The sequence below is a fragment of the Nocardia speluncae NBRC 108251 genome (assembly GCF_001613245.1).
GTDB classification, from domain to species: domain Bacteria; phylum Actinomycetota; class Actinomycetes; order Mycobacteriales; family Mycobacteriaceae; genus Nocardia; species Nocardia speluncae.
This window is the reverse complement of sequence record NZ_BDBZ01000041.1, coordinates 88,108-106,021: the sequence shown is the minus strand read 5'-3', so window position 1 is coordinate 106,021 and position 17,914 is coordinate 88,108. Positions and strand designations below refer to the sequence as shown.

The window sequence follows — 17,914 nt, the reverse complement described above, 5'->3', positions numbered from 1 at the left end:
GGGGTTCGACGAGCAGCAACCACCCGAGAACAGTGCCGACCGCGAGTAGCGGCGCCCGCGCCAGCAACCCGATCCCGGTGCCGATCAACGCCCAGCAGACGGCGGCGATCAGGCCGCCGCCGAGAACCGCGAACAGCGAACCGGTGAACTCGAATTTGTCCCGCCCGAACAACAGCAGGCAGAGCACGGCCACGATCTCGACTGCCAGTGCGGCGGCACATGCCGCGAGACCGGTGACCAGGAATTTCGCGCCGGCCAGCTTATCGCGATCCACGGTGAACAGGGCAGTGATCATGAGGGTGTCGTGCTGATGTTCCCCGGCCGCACCCGCGGCGCCGAACGCCGCGGACACCAGCACGACGGTGAACAGCGCCAGATAGAGCCCGATGGTCGCGGTACCCGTCACCGGTTCGCCCTTCGGGTCCTGTGGACCGGCCAGGATGGCGCTCATGGCCGGTGCCGCGATGGCGACCGCCACGGCCAGTCCGGCGAGGACGCGGGTGTAGCGCAGCGTGACGGCCTTGCGGTATTCGGAGAGCACAGGCGGAATCAGTTCCGCGGGTACGACGTCGATCATCGGGACACCCCGTACGGCAGAGCGGTGGATGGCGGCATACCCGGACCGGCCGGCCGGGATGCGGCGGCATGGGTCAGCGACGCCAGAACGCGGTCGGGGTGGATCCGGTCGGCCACGATCGCGGCCAGCCGGACCTCCGCGGCCCGGGCGGCCTCGACGATATCGCCCTCGGTCGCGCCGGCCACGGCGAGTTGATCGTCCGGCCGGATCACGGCGTCGGTGAAGCCGCGGGCGGCCAGTGCCGTGGCGATCGCGATCGACGACGAGGACGCGACCACCAGCCGGTCGGGATTGCGCCGCCGCAACCGTGCCGGGCTGCCCTGGTAGGCGACTGTTGCGGTGGCACCGAGCACCACCAGGTGGTCGGCGACCGGCAACGCTGTGACCAGGCTCTGCGTGGTGAACAACACGGTCCCGCCGCGGCGGGTGTGCCGCCGCAGGAAACCCTGCAGCCACGAGATCTCGGTGAGCTGCATACCGGCGGTGGGGTCGTCGAGGATCAGCAGTGGAGGATCACCGAGCAGCGCGGTCGCCAGGGCCGCACGGGCCTCTTCTCCGGGCGTCAGCTCGTCGGGGACGATGCCGGCGCGCTCGGTGAGACCGGTGATATCCAGAACGGCCGCCACCCGGCGATCGGGATGCCCGCCGGCGGCGGCGTACACCCGCAGGTGGTCACGAACGGTGCGGCGGGGATGCAGTCCGCGGGGCGCGAGGACGGCGCCCACCGCGGAACTACCGCGCCCACCGCTCAGCGTCACCGACCCCGTGGTGAGTGGGAGCAGGCCCAGCAGGGCCGCGACGATCGTCGATTTCCCGGAGCCCGGGGGGCCGACCAGCGCGGCGCAGGTACCCGGCGCGATATCGAAGGACACGTCCTGTGCGCCGATCGTGAAGTCCGGGAAGCGTTTGGTCAGGCCCCGGACTGTGATCGCGGGCCTCATCGGGGGCCGGCCGGCGGTTGCCGGGGATCGGCCGGCAGCGATGCCGGTGCTCCCTGCGGCGGCTGCCGCTGCGCATCTTCCGGCGGGGCGAGAGGAGTGTTCGTCGCCGGGGGTAACTGTGAATCCTGCTGTACCGCAGCCTTTTCCGGCTGCTCGGTGGTAGACGTGAGTTCGGCGTCGAGCACCATCTCGTCGGCGAAATAGTGCGGTGCCGGTCCGAATGCCTTGCGGGCGTTGTTGATCGTGGCCTTGCCGAGCGCCCGGTTACCGAAACCGCCGATCACGGCGCCGATACCGGCGGGCACCACCTTGCCGGCCATCAGCGCGGCGCGTTTGGTGAGGAACCGCACGATGAACCGTTTGATCAGCGAATCGTTCATACCGGACAGGCCCGGAATCTTGTCGGCGAAAACGGTGCCCCAATTCTTGGCCGAGGTCCCGACGCTTTTCTGCACGATCTCCATACCGCTGTCACCCAGGACCACGGCCAGCACCATGGCGCGGCGCTGCGGGGTGTCCTCGGGCCGGACTCCGTGTACGGCGGCCACTGCGAGCGTGAACAGCGCCGAGGCCTCCATGAAGAAGGTGGTCTCGGCGCTCACCGCGGCGAGCGCGGCGATCGTGCCGACACCCGGGACCGCGGCCGAGGCACCGACCGCACTACCGCTGCCCGTGACCGCCAGCAGATACTGGCGTTCCAGGCGTTCGACGATCTGGGCGGGCGATTCGTCCGGATGTGCCCGCCGCAGTCGCGCAACGTATTTGGCGACGGCGGGTGCTTGTAGCCGGGAACCGTGGTCGAGCGCCTCGATCACGGCTTTTTCCACTGCCCCGTTACGCACGTCGTCATCCTCCTTTGCGAGCCCTATGCACTGTATGGCACCGGGCCGACCTTCGTTCGTTCCGACAACGGATTACCCGACTTCCGGGTTCCGATGCGCACCGGTACCGGTGCGTTCGATCCACTCCGGAACAAGCGGGTGGTCTACCGGGCGCCGTGTCCTGCGGGGACCTCCTCGCCGGGGACGGGCGGCCCGGGTGGGGTGCCGTCGCCGAAGGGGCGTCCGCCCAGTGTCTCGCGGTGGTGCGGGGACAGCCAGTTGGACAGTTCCGGTCCCTTGGGCACGATCTGCGTCGGGTTGATATCCGTATGGACCTGGTAGTAGTGGTCCTTGATCTGCGTGAAGTCGATCGTGTCACCGAATCCGGGGGTCTGGAACAGGTCCCGCGCGTAGGCCCACAGGACCGGCATCTCGGTGAGTTTGCTCCGGTTGCATTTGAAGTGGCCGTGGTACACGGGGTCGAACCGGACCAGGGTGGTGAACAGTCGTACATCGGCTTCGGTGATCGTGTCACCCACCAGGTAGCGCTGTCCGGACAGCCGGTCGCTCAGCCAGTCCAGCGCGGTGAACAGGCGGTCGTAGGCGGCGTCGTAGGCGTCCTGGGCGCCGGCGAACCCGCAGCGGTACACCCCGTTGTTCACTTCGCGGAAGACCCGGGCGTCGACTTCGTCGATCTCGGAACGCAACGGTTCGGGGTAGAGCTCTGGTGCCCCGGCGCGCTGGTAGGCGGTCCATTCGAGCGAGAAATCGAGGGTGATCTGCGCGTAATCGTTGGTGACGACCTGCCCGGTGAGTACGTCCACGACCGCGGGCACGGTGATCCCACGCGGGTAGCCGGGGAATCGGGCCAGGTAGGCGTCGCGCAGCCGGTGGATCCGCAGGACCGGGTCGATGCCGCCGGGGTCCAGGTCGAAGGTCCAGCTCAGCTTGTCGTGAGTGGGCCCGCACAGGCCCAATGAGATGGCCGATTCCAGGCCGAGCAGGCGGCGCACGATCAGGGTCCGGTTCGCCCATGGGCAGGCCCGGGCGGCGACGAGCCGATAGCGGCCCGGCTCCGCCGGGTAGCCGTCGCGGCCGTCGGCAGTGATCCTGGTGGTGATGTAGTTGGTATCGCGCTTGAATTCACCCGGTTCGACGTAGCTGCCCTGTTCCGTTTCGGTCATGTTCCCAGTCTGGCAGGGCCGTGCCATGAGCTGACGGAATGAGCGAGTCGGGCGCGGAAAGGGTAGCGGAGCGTAACCACGGAGGTCCTCGCTCATACCTGATAATCACAGCATGAGCGCTACCAAACCCACTCGTCTGCAACGTTCGGTCACCACGGGCGGCGCCGAGGTCGCGACGCTGACATTGGCGGCACCGCCGCTCAACCTGTTCGACAGAGCCATGTTCGACGCGCTGGCCGCCGACATGGCCGAACTCACCGCGCGGCCGCCGCGGGCCCTGCTGATCCGGGCCGACGGGAAGGTGGTCTCCGGCGGTGTCGATGTGCACAGTTTCGACGGGCTGACCGCCGAACAGGGCACGCAACTGTGGCAGGACCTGTTCGACCGGATCGGCCATCCGATCGAGGCCCTGCCCTGCCCGGTGGTGTTCGCGGCGCATGCGCTCACGCTCACCGCCGCGTTCGAGATCGCGCTGGCGTGTGACCTGATCCTGGCCGCGCCGAAGGCGAAGTTCGGCCTGGTGGAGATCGTGGTCGGGCTGACCCCCTCGATGGGAGGTCCGCAGCGGCTGGCCGAACGGGCCGGATCGGGAAGGGCGCGGGAGCTGGTGATGACCGGCGATCTGTACACCGCGGCCACCATGCGGGAATGGGGCGTGGTCAACCAGATCCACGACGATGTGGAGACCGCCGCGGTGGCGCTCACCCATCGGCTGGCCGACGGACCGACGCGTGCGCACGCGGCCACCAAGCGGATCGTGGAGGCGTGGCGTTCGGGTGGGGTCGGGCACGCGGATTCGGTGACACCCGCGGTCTCCGGCGAGTTGTTCGATACAGAGGATCTACCGCGCGCGGTACGCAGCTTTCTCGAGGTCGGCCCGGGTAAGGCCGCCTACAGCGGCTGCTGAGTCGCGGGGGAACTGCCGGAACACGACTTCCGCATCTCGATCCGGTCGGATTCGCCGACTCCGCACCCATTTTTGTGATCTGGGTCATATAGTCACAGGTGCCTGACTGTTCAACTGTGCGGAGGTTCGATGCAAGCCGGTACCACCACGACCATCGGGCCTGCCGCCGGTCCACTACGCCGCACGACCACCGGGCAATCGGCCGAGCCCGGCGACCGGGCGGCGGTATCGCCACCCCGGGATTTCGAAGGCCCGCGCCGCCGGGCCGATCCTCCCGCGATCCCGCTGGTGGAGTTTCCGCTCGCCGATACCGCTTCGGCGGCGCCGCTCTCCCGCGGGGCAGACGGCATCCTGCGGTACGGCAATCTGAGTCCGGCCCTGACCGAACTGCTCGATCTGCAGGTCCACGCCTTCGCCAATCGGGAGGCCGTGGTGGAGGTCGGTGGTGGCCGGCTCACCTACCGGGAACTCTGGCATTCGGCCTCACGGGTGGCCGGCGGTTTGCAGGAGCACGGGATCGGCTACGGCGACAGGGTCGCGGTGCATATGCCGCCGGGTGTGCGCTGGGTGCAGGCGTTCCTGGGCGCGCTGCTCAGCGGCGCGGTGCCGGTACTGGTGCATCACGGCCTGCCGGACGGGGCGGTCGAACAGGTCATCGCCGGCAGCGATGCCGATTTCGTCCTGGGTTCGGCGCAGCGCGGCTGTGGTGCCACCCGCGGCGACGGACCGTGGTCCCCCGATCTGCCGGACGGTGCGGCGTTCATCGACGACGGGGCGGCCCTCAACGATCTGGCGCTGCTCTGCTACACCGGCGGGGCCGGCGCGAACGAGCTGCCTACCGGCGTCGAACTGACCAACGAGAATCTGCTCTCGGCGATCAGGTCGATGGTGGCGGCGCTCGACCTGCCCACCGACGGTATGCGCAATCTGGTACTCCAGCCGCTGGCCCACGCCGGTGGCTGTGTGGATCAGCTGCTGCCGACCTTCGCGGTCGGTGGCACGGTGGTGCTGGCGCAGGGCGGTGCGGGGGTCGCCCGGGCCATCGCCGGCGAAGGCGTCGATACGGTGGCCGCGAATACCCGTATCCTCGCCGGGCTGCTCCCCGAACTCGCGGTGGGCCGGGCCGGTGGGCTGCCGACCGAGCGGGTGGTCCGGATCAGCAGGTCGGATCAGCGCATCTCCGCTGTCGGTCGCGAGGCCGCCGACGGTGAGGGGCCGGACTTCCTGGTGGAGCTGTGCCAGGTCTTCCCGTCCGCCCGGCAGTGGTCGGTATGGGGCGCCACCGAGACCAGCGGTATCGGTCTCGCGCTCGGTCCCACCGCCGGTCCCGTCGGGAGTGTGGACGGCACGGTACTGGGCTTTCCGTTCGGTGGCACCGAGCTGGCGCTGTGCGGGCCGCGGGCGCAGTCCGGCCATGGCGAGCTGCTGTGCCGCGGGCCGAATGTGTCCCGGCGGTATTGGAAGGATCCGCAACGCACTGCCGACCGGTTCACCGGTACCTGGTTCCACACGGGTGATCAGGTGAGCATCGGCCGTGACGGGCTGGTTCGGCGCAGTGCCTGAGCCGGGGCTCGGCCTCAGGCGACCAGCCGGTCGCGCAACCGGTCGCGCAGATCCGCCGTGAACCCGACCGCCCGCAGGTAGGAGTCGAAATCCCCGTGCAGCTCCGTGCCGGCTTCCAGGCCGGCGCGCAGGTATTCCTCGCGTACCTCGAGTACCGCCTGCGGCAGGTCGGCCCCGAATTCGTCCTTCAGCGCGGAGCGCAGTTCGGCGACGGCGTGGTTGCTCAGCAGGTAATCGGTGAGGATCTCGCTCTCCGGAACGCCCACCGCCCGCAAGAGGGTGGCCACGGACCATCCGGTGCGATCTTTACCCGCCGCGCAGTGCACCAGAACGGCGCCACGATCGGCAACGATCGCCTCGGCGAGGGCCATGAGGGCGGCATTGGCCTCGGGACTGGCCGGAAAACCCCGGTACACGTCCATCATGTAGGCCAGTGCGGCGCCGGGCGCGTCCTCTCGGCCGGCCGCTGCCTCGTGCGGTGGGGCGGTGGCGGTTTCACCGTGGAACGGGGTGATCCGGAGCTGGATCTCCGGCGGGAGGTGATCGGCGCCGGCGCGCTCGATCTCCCGGTACCCGCGCAGATCGTGGACCGCGCCGACGCCCAGTTCGCGCAGGGTCGTATGGCCGGGGTCGCCGAGGCGGCTGAGCTGGGCAGACCGGAGTAGGACCCCGGGCCGGATGGTTCCGCCGCCGTGGACGGGCAGGCCGCCGAGGTCTCGGAAATTGAAGGTGCCGCTGATCCGTAGATGGTCGGCGAGGGGAGAGCTGGTCACCGATTCAGGCTAACCGGCCGGACAGAAATGGGAGCAGTGTGTGATGAGGCACAGTAGTCGGGCCACGCCGCGGTGTCGTCGTAGACTGGCCGATGGTCTCTGCCCGGAGGGCAGCAGGCCGGTGCCGGTACCGAGAGCCCCAGGGGCCGGTTGTGAAAAGCCGCGGTTGCGGAGGGGTCACAAAACAGGCTTCGAGTACGGGTTTTCCCGCAGTAGCTGTTCTCAAACCCCGAAAACGTTTCTAATATTGAGTTGACGGATTGGTTGGGCGGTAACTTCCCGACCTTGCGCCTGCCGATCCGACCGGCCACTTCGGCGCCGGTTCTCGGTGCCGAAGTGTGCGATGTGTTTTGTGAGGGAGCTTGCGTTGGGCGTACGTGGAGAAATAGCGGAGGGTCGCATGCGATCGGCCGTGCGTGAAGCGGTCGAAAACGCCGACGCGGTGCTGGATATCACCGGGTTGCGGGCGTTGCGAGTGTTACTGCATGCGGGTTTCAGTGCCTATTGGCCGCTGGTGAAGGCCCGGCCGGTCCAGCAGATCCACGCCTACGAGAAGACTGTGCAGACGTTGTGCCGGCATTGGGATTCGCGTGCGGACTACGTCCCCGACCCGGTGGTATCGGAGCGGCAGCGTACGCAGCAGCAGCACGTTGTGGAATGGCTCGAACTGTGCGCGCGGCGCTCCGGCACCCGCTGGATCGAGCCGGTCGATTCGGTGGCCGGGTATGTGATCACCCTGGTTCAGGGGTCGGTGCTGCGCTGGCTGGCCGATTGCGACGACGAGGCAATTCTGGTGGCCTTCGACGATCTGGTGTCGAATCTGCTCACCCGCGCTGTCGACGCTTGATCCCGAAAAGCTGGACGTATGACCAGTCCGGTGGTTGAGTGGTCGGGGTGAGCACGACCTCGCCGATCGCCCACCTGCACGCGGCCACCGCCGACCTCGATCCGCCGCTGGCCGTGGTGGACCTCACCGTGTTGCGCGCGAACGCCGCCGACCTGGTCCGCCGTGCCGGCGGCAGGCCGCTGCGCGTGGCCAGCAAATCTGTTCGCTGCCGGGCCGTACTCGCGGAGGTCCTGGGGCCGGAGCTGACGGCCGCCGGCGGGTTCGCCGGGATCATGTCGTACTCGCTTGCCGAGGCACTGTGGCTGGTCCGCTGCGGTGCCCGCGACGTTCTGCTCGGCTATCCCACCGCCGATCGTGCGGCGCTCGCCGAGCTCGCCGGCGACCGGGCCGCGCTCGAAGCGATCACCCTGATGGTCGACGACACCGCCCAGCTCGACCTGATCCGCACCGCGATGGGCAACAACCGCGCCGAACCGCGCGTCTGCCTGGATATCGACGCCTCACTGCGGATCGGCCCGCTGCACCTGGGGGTTCGCCGGTCGCCGGTACGCACGCCCGAGCAGGCCGCAGCCCTCGCCGCGCGGGCCGGTGCGGCCGGGTTCCGGGTGGTCGGACTGATGACCTACGAGGCGCAGATCGCCGGGCTGCCGGATTCCTCGCTCGCCGTGCGACTGGTGAAGAAGGCCTCCGCTCGCGAGATCGAACGCCGCCGGGCCGCCGTGCTGGCGGCCGTGGTCTCGGTGACCGGCGAGTTGGAGATCGTCAACAGTGGCGGCACCGGATCCGTGGAGCTCAGTGCGCGGGCAGCGGGGGTCACCGAGATCACCGCCGGCTCGGGGCTCTACGTGCCGACGCTGTTCGACGCCTATCGTTCGTTCCGTCCGTGTCCCGCACTGTATTTCGCGCTGCCGGTACTGCGCCGGCCTGCGTCCGATATCGCTACGGTTTTCGGCGGCGGGTATATCGCCTCCGGTCCGGCCGGGGCGAGTCGAGTGCCGGAACCGGTGTGGCCCAAGGAATTGCGGTTGCTCGGCACCGAGGGCGCCGGGGAAGTGCAGACGCCGCTGTCGGGATCGGCCGTACCGGAAATCGGGGACCGGGTGTGGTTCCGCCATGCCAAGGCCGGTGAGCTGTGTGAACGGTTCGATCGGCTGTATCTGGTCGACGGTGACGGATCCCGCACCGAGGTGCCGACCTATCGCGGTGAAAGTAAATGCTTCGGGTGAGTTCTGGAGAAGTCCGGTCGACCGCGAAATATTTATGATCCATATTTCGGGCGATTTCCGAAAGGAATTCAGTGGGCCCGGCGGATTGTTTCCCGGTGTTCACAACCGGATGAAATCGGCGAGGGCCGATAATTCGCGGAGGGTTTCCGGAAGGAATTCCGTCAGCAATGGGGAACGGACGATGATCGCGCGGCGCCGGGCGCGGCACAGCGTATCGTGCACCACGGCGGCCGACAGCAGTGCGCCGACCGGACCGGGGGCGTCCTCTGGAGTGGAAGTCGCCGGTGACACCAGCACCACGGCGGCCTCCCGGCCGCGGAACAACTCGGGCGTCCCGACCAGTACTTCTTCGATCCGAGCCCGGGACAACAGGGTTCGGATCAGGCTCACTTGCGCTCGGTGCGGCGAGACCACGACGATATCGTGCGGCTGTAGTTGCCGGTTGCCGGCTCCGTCGTTCCAGGTCTGCCCCAGTAGATCGCGGATCTGCTGCAGGACCTCACGAGCCTCGGCATCGGACGAGGTGGTGTTGCCGTAGTGCTCCACGAACACGGTGGCGACACCGGGTTCGAGGGTCGTCTCTGGATCCGCGGGCACCGGTGCGGCACGCAGCCGGTCGTCGAAGAACTGGCGCGAGACCGGATCACTCACTCGCGGATGCATACGCCGGGTCCGGCCCAGGAAGTAGCCATGTGCCGGCGGCAGTGTTCGCCGGCTGCCGGTCAGCCAGGTGAGGGCAGGGGTGTCCACCGGCTCCGGATGCGGACCGGGGCCCGGCCGGTGGCGTTCGGTGGGGTCACCGGTGAGCAGGAGATTGCGGGCACTCACCGAAACCGCGGCGGTCGCTGCCAGGGAGAAACTGTTCGCATCGGCGATGACCAGCAGGTCCAAGGCGTCCCGCGGCACTCGGTCCGGATCGGTGAAATCGTCCGGGGCGCCACCCAGGACGCATCCGCGGATCGCATTCGACAGGAACCGGGCGTAGCGGGCGGAGTCCAGTACCAGCCATTCGGGTGCCACGGCCGCGGCATCGCTTTTCGCGACCAGCTCCGGGAGAACCCCGGCTCGCACAATGGCATCCAGCAGGTTCTCCACCGGGACGGGGGTGGGTGCGACGATTCCGATACGCCAGTTGTCCCGGGTGACCAGTGCGGCAATCGCCTCGGCCAGGACGGCGGTACGCCCCGTGCCGGTGGGGGCTTGTACAGCGAGGTATGAGTGGTCCAGCGCGCGCAGCGTTGCGGTGATCGCGGTCGCGTAATCACCGGAGGCCGCATATGGATCCGCGTACGCCGGTGCACCGGCGGCGGGTGCTTCGCCGTCGGGCCACCGACCGGATTCCGCCGCGCGGTCTGCGGGCGGGCGGGACTCGATCGGTTGCGTCGACGGTGAACGGGACCCGGTCGCGGGTGCCCCGGAGTCCGTCGCGGAGGTCGTGGGTGCTGGGCGACCAGTAGCGAGTGCTCCGGGATCGTGGGACGGACCGGTGCCGGCTGCGAAAGGCTTCCGAGAAACGACGTCGGTTGTGGGCGTGTGTGAATCGACGGCGGGCGCGGATGCTGTGGGCGCGCCGGCACCGGGTGTGTGCGCCGAGAGCGAGGTCGGCTGCATGCCGAGTGGCCCTGGGCCGGATGTACCCGTGTCGGGCCATGGGCTCGGGATCACGGCGGGCGGGCCCGGCTCGGCCACCCATCCGGTTTCGTCGTGCGGGGTGCGTAACCGGGGTGGGCGGCGAGCCAGGAGGTCGAATAGCGGGGTATCCGGTAACCCGGGAAGGGTTATGAGTAGTTGCTCGCCGAGGTCCTCGAGTGCTTCCGAATCGGCAGTGTGCGCATCGGGCAGGGCCGGTGCGAGTGCGACCGGAAGTTCATCGTGTGCCACTGCGCCGGGCGGGAGAGTTTCCTCGAGGCGAACGGTATCGGACAGATCGGATTCCATCGCAGCGCCCAGCACCGTGGCCGGACCGGCGGTGCGGATAGCTCGGGGTGCGTGCCGTTCCGGCTCGTAGACGACGTAGACGCGGGTCCCCGGCGCCGGTCCCGGGCCGGCGAGCCGTCCACGCAGTCGCAGGAAGCGGCGCACTGTATCACCCGGGCCGATATGCCATTTCGTATCCACCGCGCACGAATCGGCCACCATCACCCCGTGGTCCGGAGCCCATTCGGGCAGGGGGTGGGTGAGCCGATCGATATGGGCCCACCATGACCTCTGGTGTTCGCGGCGGTGATATCCGAGCAGGGCGGCTGTCAGCGCCGCGACCCGGTGCGGATCCGCGTCGGAGGCGCTGGGCTGCCGGTCGGCGGCGATCTCGGTGCGGTTCGCGTATTCGGCGAGCGCGGCCTCGGTCGACGACGGACATACGGCAGGGGTATCCCGCAGTAGCCGGTCCAGGGCGCCCGCGGGGTCACCGGGCGGCCGGTGTGTGGTTCCGCCCGCCTCTTTGCGTAACCGGTCGGCGAGCCACAGCACAGTACGGCCGTCGGTTTCCCCGGGATGACCGAGTGTGGCCGCGACCCGGTGCAGCGCATAGGAGCGGGTGCCGAGGACGAAGGCGCCGCGCACGATCGGGTACAGGTCCACCAGAACGCCGCTACGCAGCAGTGCGTCCACGGTTTCCTCCCCGGCGCCGAGGCGCCCGGCAGTGTGTAGCAACAGGGTCCGGGCGGCGGCTGTGTAGTGGAAGATATGCAGGCCGGGGTCGGTCGGCAGCGGTTCGGTGAGTGCGGCCAGCAGGCCGGAGAACGCGTGGCGGGCGCCGTCACGCAGAGCCGTACGGCGTTGCGGGGACAGCTCGTCCGCGGGCGGTTCGACCGGTAGTTCGCAGGAGAACCGGATGGATTCCCGGGAGCCCACCACCACCCGTAGACGGTCCGGAGCCGACAGGTGGGTGTGCAGCGTGAGATCGCCCGGTGTGGCGGGCGGAAGCATATCCAGAGCAGCCGGATCGGCCGGCAGCAGTTCACTTCGACCGGAATGTTCCTGCCGCAGCTGGACGACAGCCTGGGCGCGCAGCCGAGCGAGGGTAGGCGCGGTTACCTCTGGCGGGGTCGCGATCCGGGTGGTGAGCCGGTCGATGGTGGTGATACCGGCCGCGCGCAGCGCGGTCCGGGTGGCCGGGTCCATCCCGGCGACCAGCAGCAGATCGCGGGCCTCGGCGCGGGCGGCGGTGCAGACCGTGCAGTGGCCGCAGGCCCGGAAGCGCGGATCACCCCATTGCACCGGCAGGAGTTCGGTCGAATGTTCGTCCAGGATCCGGTGCATGCGGCGGCGGCGGGCCAGGTATACCGGATCTACATCGGCCACCTCGGCGATATGTGTTTCGCCGCCGGCGTGGATGTGCAGGCGCGGATCGACAGGTACCGACAGCGATTCCAGGAACGCCGTGGCCGCGGCGAGCCGCAGCGCGGTGGGCACCACCCGAGCTCGGGTGGTGCCGTGCAGACGCAGCCCATCCGGGGTCTGCGTAGCGACGTCCACATGGGTGAAGAAGTCCCCGTCGAAGAACACCGCACCCAGCACTGCCGGCGCACCGGAGCGGACCGCTGCGGTGGAGGCACCGTGCGCGGCGGCGAGGGCGCCCAGCGGGTCGGCCCGGTCGGTGGGCGGGGGTAGCTCGACCACGCCGGCACCGTGACGGTGTCGCACGGCAGTACGCAGCGCCGCGAATTGTGCGTACCCGGAAGCGGTTTCCGGCGGTATCCCGCACTCGTCGAAACCGCTTGCTCCGGGCGGTATTCCGCTGTCGGTTCCCCCGACCGTGCCCAGTTCGGCGTCGAGACCGCGCAGCAGCGCGAACTCACACCGCGCGCCACGCTCCAGATCCGTGGCACCGCACACCACCCGATCACCGACAACGAACACCCGAGGCCCTCCTGCGACCCAGCGGTACACCCGGCGAGCGGGTATGTGCACACCGGACGCGGCCCACTGTAATCACCGGCTCCGGCCTGGTGGGAAGGACCGTGGAATCTAGGAACGCGGTTTACGCCGTTCGTGCCGTTTGGGTCCGTCGCGTCGTGGTCCGCGGCCGATCGAGCGATGTCCGGGTGCGCCCTGGTCGAGCTGCAACTGGATCAGCACGCCGCTGATCCGGGTGCTCCGCAATGCGTCCAAAGTTTCCGGTGACAACTGGGCCGGCAGTTCCACGAGGCTGTGATCGGGGCGGATGCTGATATGCCCGAAATCGCTGCGCCGCAGACCGCCCTCGTTGGCGATCGCACCCACGATGGCACCCGGCACCACGCGGTGCCGTTTGCCGACGCTGATGCGGTAGGTGGCCAGTTCGGCACCGGTGCCGCGATGCCGGCTCGGACCGCGGCGGTCGTCGAAACCGCCGTCGTCGAAGTTGCGTGGCGCACGTTCCCGGCGCGGCCGCTCCACCGGCTCCGGTTCGGGTTCGAGGAAGAAACTCTCACCGTCCTGCGCGGCGACCGCCAGGGCCGCGGCGATATCGGCCAGCGGGGTGTTGTGCTCCTGCTCGTAATCCTCGATCAGTTTGCGGAACAGCGACAGATTGTCCGAGCTGAGGTTCTCGGTGATGGCGTCGCCGAATTTCGCGACCCGTTGCGCGTTCACATCATCGATGCTGGGCAGCTGCATCTCCGTGAGCGGATGCCGCGTCGCGCGTTCGATGGATTTCAGCAGGTGCCGTTCCCGGGGAGCGACGAACAGCAGGGCCTCGCCGCTACGGCCCGCACGTCCGGTGCGGCCGATCCGGTGCACATAGGACTCGGTGTCGTGCGGGATGTCGTAGTTCACCACATGCGAGATGCGGTCCACGTCCAGACCACGGGCCGCGACATCGGTGGCGACCAGAATATCGAGGGTGCCCGACTTCAACTGCCCGATGGTGCGTTCCCGCTGCGCCTGGGCGATATCACCGTTGATCGCCGCGGCCGAGAACCCGCGGGCGCGCAGTTTCTCGGCCAGCTCCTCGGTGGCCTGTTTGGTGCGCACGAAGATGATCATGGCCTCGAAGGCCTCGACCTCGAGGATCCGGGTGAGGGCGTCGAGTTTGCGCTGATGCGAAACCAGCACCCAGCGCTGGGTGATATTGGTGGCGGTGCTGGTCTTGGACTTGACCGTGATCTCGACCGGCTCCCGCAGATACTGCTTGGAGATCTTGCGGATAGCGGCGGGCATCGTGGCGGAGAACAGCGCCACCTGCTTCTGCGCGGGGGTGTCGGCGAGGATGCGCTCGACATCCTCCTGGAACCCCATCTTCAGCATCTCGTCGGCCTCGTCGAGTACCAGGTAACGCAGCTGGGACAGGTCCAGCGTGCCCTTCTCGAGGTGGTCGATCACCCGGCCCGGGGTACCCACCACGACCTGCGCGCCCCGGCGTAGACCGGATAACTGCACGCCGTAGCTCTGGCCGCCGTAGATCGGCAGCACATGCATATTCGGCATATGCGTGGCATAGCGGCCGAACGCCTCGGCGACCTGGATCGCGAGTTCCCGGGTCGGGGCCAGCACCAGGGCGGCCGGCTGTTTACCGGTCGGCCGGTCCTGCAGTAATCCCATCAGGATCGGGATGGCGAACGCCGCCGTCTTACCGGTGCCGGTCTGCGCGAGACCCACCACATCCGCCCCCTCGAGCAGCGGGGGGATGGTCGCGGCCTGGATAGGGGAGGGGGATTCGTAGCCGACATCGGCGATGGCCGAGAGGATTCGGTCATCGATCCCGAGATCGGCGAAAGACGGTCCGGCGGATTCGGCGTTCTCGGCTTGTACGTCGCCAGGGTCTCCGCCTAGGCTGCCGTCGCCCTGATTGGTGCTCATTGACCAGGAGTTTACTGGTACGGCCTGGTTGTCCGGGCCACCGGGCCATACGGTGTCAGCATGGATGCCGACCCCGCCGATCAGCCGCGCGTGGACGCGCAGGCTCTGGCCGTGGTGCAGTTCGCACCCCATACCGATATCGACGCCAACCTCGCGGCCCTCACCGAGCGGGTGCGCGCCGCCGCCGACCAGGGCGCACACATTGTGGTCGCCCCCGAGTACTCGATGTTCGCCCTGGGCCGGCTCGACGAACGGATACACGCTGCGGCCCAGCCGCTCGACGGCCCGTTCGTCGCCGCTCTCGCGCGCCTCGCCGCCGATACCGGAGTGCACCTCGTGGCCGGGATGGTCGAGACCACGGCGCCGGACGACAGCCGGATCCACAACACCCTGGTGGTGCTGGGGCCCGACGGCACGTTGATCACGCACTACCGCAAAGTGCACCTCTACGACGCTTTCGGCCAGCGCGAATCGGAGATCGTCCGGCCCGGCCCGCTCGCCGCGCCGCCCCTGTTCACCGCCGCGGGGCTCACTTTCGGGCTACAGACCTGTTTCGACCTCCGCTTCCCCGAGGGGTTCCGGCGCCTGGCTGCCGCCGGTGCGCATGTCCTGCTGCTACCCGCCCAGTGGATACCGGGCCCGGGAAAGGTCGACCAGTGGACCACCCTGCTACGGGCGCGGGCCATCGAGAACACCGTCTACCTGGCCGCGGCCGACCAATGCGGGCCGCGCGGTGCGGGACACTCGATGATCGTCGACCCGGCGGGACAGGTCGTGAGCGAACTGGCCGACGAACCCGGGATCGCGCTGGCACCACTGGAACCGGAGTTGCTGGACCAGGTCCGCCGGACCAACCCGAGCTTGTCGCTGCGCAGGTTCACGGTCGCGACGCCGTAGGGCGGAACGCGCCGGGCAACCACGGGACCCCCGGTCCCGGAAACGTCCACGCCGGCATCCGGACGACGAGCACACCACTGCGTCGGACGCGGTGGTGTGCGAGCCTCGGCCGGAAATGATCCACGCACGACTCTGCGCAGGACTGTTCGTGAGACAACGCGCCCGGCGAGGCCGGTGCCGAGCTCGAGTCCCGCGGTGACCGGCCGGTGGTGGGCGGGGGCCGATTCGCCACCTAGTCTGCGCAGCCTGTAGATCCGTGCATGCCCCGCTGTAGCGGGTAGCGTCGAAGATGATGCTCTACGCCGATCGGGTATCTGCCGGACGTGCGCTGGGAAACGAACTGAGCCACCTGCGTGCGCGGGATGCGCTGGCGCCGGGTCCGCTGGTCCTGGGCCTGCCGCGTGGGGGTGTACCGGTAGCAGCGGCAGTCCGTGAGGTGATCGGCGGGGACCTCGATATCCTGCTGGTCCGCAAGCTCGGTGTGCCCTGGCAGCCCGAACTGGCGGCGGGCGCGATCGGAGAGCAGAGCGTGCGGGTGGTGAACTCCGACGTCGTCCGCCAGACCGGGCTCGATGCCGGACGGCTCGATGCGATCGAAGCGGACGAACGTGCCGAACTGGCGCGGCGCAGCATGATATGGCGGGGAGACCGTCCACCGATACCGTTACGTGGCCGCACGGTGGTGATCGTCGACGACGGTATCGCTACGGGGGCGTCGGTCGTCGCGGCCTGCCGGGTGGCTCGCGCCCAAGAACCCGGCCACCTCGTGGTGGCGGTGCCGGTCGCGGCGCCGGAAGCGCTCCCGCGGATCCGCGGGGAAGCCGACGAGGTGGTGTGCCCGCATACACCGGCGGCGCTGGCCGGGGTGGGCGGTGCGTACCGCGATTTCCATCAGCTCGCCGACGCCGAGGTCACCGAGCTGCTTCGGTGAGGTCACGAAGTTACTCGCAGGGTCGGCGGGGCGGCCGGAGAAGAGGGTCGGTATCACCCGCCACAACCCTCCTGGAACACCTGCGGTGGTGACATGATCTCGGCGACCCGAGACCTGTCCGGCGGGTTCGCTCCGGTGCTGCCGGTGGGACCGGTGAGTTTCCGGGGAGCCCGTGGGGTTGTCCGGCAGGGGCGTGGAGTCGCTGACCGCTGAGGCTGCCGGGTTGTCCGGCGGAGCCGGTGAGCCGGCAGGCGGGGCCGGTGCTCCGGCCGGGAGGTACGGGGTGCTCCGGCCGGACAAACCGTCGCCGAGCGGGGCGACGAGGTCCGGCCGGAGGACAGGGTTACAGCTCCGGCTGTGCGTACTCACCGATCTGAGCGCTGAGCACCCGCAGATGTTCCAAGCCGCTGCCGAGGGTGCGCTCGATGGCGGTCAGCCGGGCCACGTAGTGGCTGACCGGGTATTCGGAGGTGACCCCGATACCGCCGTGCATCTGGATCGCCTCCTGCCCGATATGCCGCGCCGAGCGGCCGACCTGCAACCGGGCCCGGGACGCGATCACCGGGTCGGGGGAGTCGACCAGGGCCGCGGTGAGGTAGTAGCTCATGCTGCGGGCCAGCTCCAGCGAGACGTACATATTCGCGGCCCGCTGGGTGAGTGTCTGGAACTTCGACAGCGTCACCCCGAACTGTTTGCGGGTCTTCAGGTAGTCGGTGGTGAGGCGCAACGATTCCTCCATCGCCCCGATCGACTCGGCGCACAACCCTGCCTGGGCTGCGACGAGTACCGATTCCAGGGTGGCGGTGGCCTCGCCCGAACCCAGCAGTTCCGCCGGCGCGGCGGCGAATTCCACCTGCGCACCCCGCAGGCTGTCGACCGTTCTGTACGGCGTCCGGGTGACGCCCTCGGCGGCCGCAGCGACCAGGAACAGGCCGAGACCGCCGCCGGGCAGTGTCGCGCTCACCACCAGTTCGTCGGCGCAGTCGCCGTGCGGTACCGGATTCTTCAGACCGGTCAACGTGTAGGCGTCGCCGTCGGCGGTGGCGGTCGTCTCGACGGCGTGATCGGGCCAGCGGGTGCCCGGTTCACCGTGTGCGAAGGCGAGCAGTTTCGACCCGGCCGCGACCTCGGGCAGGATCCGCTGCCGCTGATCGGCGCTCCCGGCCGCACTGATCAACCCGCCCGGTACCAGTACCGCGTCCAGGAGCGGTTCCGGTGCGAGCCGGCGCCCGAACTCCTCGAATACCAGCATGGTCTCCACCGGGCCGGCGCCCATTCCGCCGTCTTTCTCGGCGAAGCTCAGTCCGAGAACACCCAGCTCGGCGAGCTGCCCCCAGACCTCGCGGCTCCAGCCGAGGCCGGTTTCGGTGACTGCCAGCCGCGATTCCGGGTTGTAATGGCGATTGAGCAGGTCACGCACGGTACCGCGGAGCATGACCTGTTCGTCGGTGAGATCGAAATCCATA

General features: G+C 68.9%; 13 protein-coding genes and 1 pseudogene. 6 read left to right on the top strand and 8 right to left on the bottom strand.

Going from position 1 to position 17,914, the window contains the following annotated elements:
* The 4 genes and pseudogenes from NS6_RS30620 to NS6_RS30605 all read right to left on the bottom strand — a co-directional run.
* Nucleotides 1-577, bottom strand: a 577-nt coding sequence (locus tag NS6_RS30620) for an ABC transporter permease (RefSeq protein WP_068049303.1), incomplete at its 3' end; no start/stop codon positions are given.
* On the bottom strand, nucleotides 574-1,518 hold the full coding sequence (locus NS6_RS30615) for an ATP-binding cassette domain-containing protein (RefSeq protein WP_068049302.1): 945 nt from the start codon (nucleotides 1,516-1,518) through the stop codon (nucleotides 574-576). The genes NS6_RS30615 and NS6_RS30620, both read right to left, overlap by 4 nt.
* Nucleotides 1,519-1,703: 185 nt before the next feature.
* Nucleotides 1,704-2,345: pseudogene (locus NS6_RS30610) on the bottom strand (hypothetical protein); the annotation flags it as partial.
* 158 nt (nucleotides 2,346-2,503) lie between these two features.
* Complete coding sequence (locus NS6_RS30605) at nucleotides 2,504-3,523, bottom strand: glutathione S-transferase family protein (protein ID WP_068049300.1); 1,020 nt, start codon at nucleotides 3,521-3,523, stop codon at nucleotides 2,504-2,506.
* A 112-nt stretch (nucleotides 3,524-3,635) separates the two neighbouring features.
* On the opposite strand from NS6_RS30605, the gene NS6_RS30600 reads away from it, so the two are divergent.
* Nucleotides 3,636-4,430, top strand: a complete 795-nt coding sequence (locus NS6_RS30600; RefSeq protein ID WP_068049298.1) for an enoyl-CoA hydratase/isomerase family protein — start codon at nucleotides 3,636-3,638, stop codon at nucleotides 4,428-4,430.
* A gap of 129 nt (nucleotides 4,431-4,559) precedes the next feature.
* Nucleotides 4,560-5,993: a class I adenylate-forming enzyme family protein gene (locus tag NS6_RS30595; RefSeq protein WP_084471557.1), complete on the top strand. Its 1,434-nt coding sequence runs from the start codon at nucleotides 4,560-4,562 to the stop codon at nucleotides 5,991-5,993.
* Between the two features lie 14 nt (nucleotides 5,994-6,007).
* On the opposite strand, the gene NS6_RS30590 is transcribed toward NS6_RS30595, so the two are convergent.
* Entirely contained in the window at nucleotides 6,008-6,766 is a 759-nt protein-coding gene (locus NS6_RS30590) for a tyrosine-protein phosphatase (protein ID WP_068049296.1), read from the bottom strand.
* 400 nt (nucleotides 6,767-7,166) lie between these two features.
* On the opposite strand from NS6_RS30590, the gene NS6_RS30585 reads away from it, so the two are divergent.
* Both NS6_RS30585 and NS6_RS30580 read left to right on the top strand, forming a co-directional pair.
* On the top strand, nucleotides 7,167-7,613 hold the full coding sequence (locus NS6_RS30585; RefSeq protein ID WP_068049294.1) for a TetR family transcriptional regulator: 447 nt from the start codon (nucleotides 7,167-7,169) through the stop codon (nucleotides 7,611-7,613).
* A 38-nt stretch (nucleotides 7,614-7,651) separates the two neighbouring features.
* Entirely contained in the window at nucleotides 7,652-8,839 is a 1,188-nt protein-coding gene (locus NS6_RS30580; RefSeq protein WP_084471556.1) for an alanine racemase, read from the top strand.
* 99 nt (nucleotides 8,840-8,938) lie between these two features.
* On the opposite strand, the gene NS6_RS30575 is transcribed toward NS6_RS30580, so the two are convergent.
* Nucleotides 8,939-12,700, bottom strand: coding sequence for an AAA domain-containing protein (locus tag NS6_RS30575; protein ID WP_068049292.1), 3,762 nt, complete (start codon nucleotides 12,698-12,700; stop codon nucleotides 8,939-8,941).
* 108 nt (nucleotides 12,701-12,808) lie between these two features.
* Nucleotides 12,809-14,620: a DEAD/DEAH box helicase gene (locus tag NS6_RS30570; RefSeq protein WP_157113031.1), complete on the bottom strand. Its 1,812-nt coding sequence runs from the start codon at nucleotides 14,618-14,620 to the stop codon at nucleotides 12,809-12,811.
* Nucleotides 14,621-14,680: 60 nt separating this feature from the next.
* Here NS6_RS30570 and NS6_RS30565 point away from each other — a divergent pair, with 60 nt between their 5' ends.
* The gene (locus NS6_RS30565; RefSeq protein ID WP_068049290.1) at nucleotides 14,681-15,517 is read left to right on the top strand and encodes a carbon-nitrogen hydrolase family protein; all 837 of its coding nucleotides are present in this window, start codon (nucleotides 14,681-14,683) and stop codon (nucleotides 15,515-15,517) included.
* A 292-nt stretch (nucleotides 15,518-15,809) separates the two neighbouring features.
* Nucleotides 15,810-16,448 carry a phosphoribosyltransferase gene (locus tag NS6_RS30560; protein ID WP_068049347.1) on the top strand — a complete coding sequence of 213 codons (639 nt, stop codon included), beginning with the start codon at nucleotides 15,810-15,812 and terminating at the stop codon, nucleotides 16,446-16,448.
* A 343-nt stretch (nucleotides 16,449-16,791) separates the two neighbouring features.
* Here NS6_RS30560 and NS6_RS30555 read toward each other — a convergent pair whose 3' ends face one another.
* A complete protein-coding gene (locus tag NS6_RS30555) occupies nucleotides 16,792-17,913 on the bottom strand; it encodes an acyl-CoA dehydrogenase family protein (protein WP_068049288.1) in 1,122 nt (373 codons plus the stop codon).
* Between the last annotated feature and the right edge of the window lies 1 nt (nucleotide 17,914).